Origin of the sequence: Streptomyces sp. 13-12-16, from assembly GCF_002114215.1 — a bacterium.
Lineage (GTDB): Bacteria > Actinomycetota > Actinomycetes > Streptomycetales > Streptomycetaceae > Streptomyces.
The window spans coordinates 1-1,225 of record NZ_NCTE01001221.1; the positions used below are offsets into that span (position 1 = coordinate 1).

Here is a 1,225-nt window from a genome sequence, read left to right on the forward strand (position 1 = left end):
GCCCCGGTGCGCGTGGCTCGGCGCCGGCGGTGCGCGGAGATCTCATGCGCGCGGTACCGACGGTGCGTGTGCCGCCCGGTGCGCGCGGTGTCCCTCCACGCCGGTGCGGCGCGGGCCCCGGCGTGTGCCGTGGCGGCAGTGCTGTGTGAGCCCGGTGCCGCGCGGTGGGACGTGCGGGGCCGCTCAGCCGGTGTAGCGACGGGCCCTGGAGGTGCGTTGGGCGGGTTCCAGGAGGCGTAGGCGGGACTCGACCTCGTACGGCAGGACCCGGCGTTCGCGCAGGACCCAGGGGAGGGCGGCGGCGGCCTCGGCGAAGGCGCGCAGGGAGGCGGTGTCACGGGGGACGGTGCGGACCAGGTCCAGGGTGCGGCGCAGGGCGGGCCGGGCCGGGCGGCGCAGCCAGGTGAACCACAGGGTGTTGCGGATGCCGTGCATGCGGCGCAGGGTGGCGTCCCGCGCGGCCGACGCCTGGTGGTGGATCGTCAGGTGATCGGCGTAGGTGAGCCACCAGCCGTCGGCCGCCAGGTCGGCGGCCAGCAGCTCCTCCTCGCCGCCGAGCCACAGGCGCGGGTTGAAGCCGCCCGCGGTGCGGAAGGCGTCGGTGCGCAGGACGGTCGCGGCGGCCAGGAAGGAGCCGAGGGCCGGGCCGGGCAGCCAGGACGGGCCGGGGACGGGCGATTCGCGCAGTTCGCGGACGATCGGGTCGTCGGTGCCGTCCGGTTCGACGATGATCCGCGCCGTGACCGAGCCGAGCGCGGGGTGCCGGTCGAGCAGGTCGGCGGCACCGGCGAGGGAGCCGGGCGACCACCAGGAGTCGTCGTCGCAGAAGGCGACGTACGGCGTACGGACGTCCCGTACGGCGAGGTTGCGGCCGACGGCGCCGAGGTTGCCGCCGGGGCGCAGCAGGCGGACGTCCGGGTGGTGGCGGGCGACGGCCTCCGCGGTGCCGTCGGTGGAGCCGTTGTCGGTGACGGTCACCGGCGGTTCCTCGGGGAGGGCGGCGAGTTCGGCGAGGGTGCGCAGCAGCTCGGGGCGCCGGTTGTGGGTGATGACGACGACGGTCGTACGGGGGTCGGTCATGCGGCCGTCCTCTCCGGCTCCAGCAGCCGGGCGGCCCGTTCCACGTGCGGGGGCAGCGGCCTGCGCTCGCGCAGGGCCGCCGGCAGGCGGGAGAGGGCCTCCCACAGGGCGCGCCGGGCCTGGTCGTCGCCGCGCGCCTCGGCCG

General features: G+C 77.3%; 1 protein-coding gene. It reads right to left on the reverse strand.

Translation table 11 applies throughout. The annotated features are described in order from the left end of the window. Positions 1-183: 183 nt before the first annotated feature. Positions 184-1,080, reverse strand: coding sequence for a glycosyltransferase family 2 protein (locus tag B7767_RS38050; RefSeq protein ID WP_085575969.1), 897 nt, complete (start codon positions 1,078-1,080; stop codon positions 184-186). Positions 1,081-1,225: the final 145 nt, after the last annotated feature.

Coding starts and splice junctions, on each gene's coding strand:
- B7767_RS38050 (WP_085575969.1), bottom strand. CDS start 1,080: ATGACCGACCCCCGTACGACCGTCGTCGTCATCACCCACAACCGGCGC.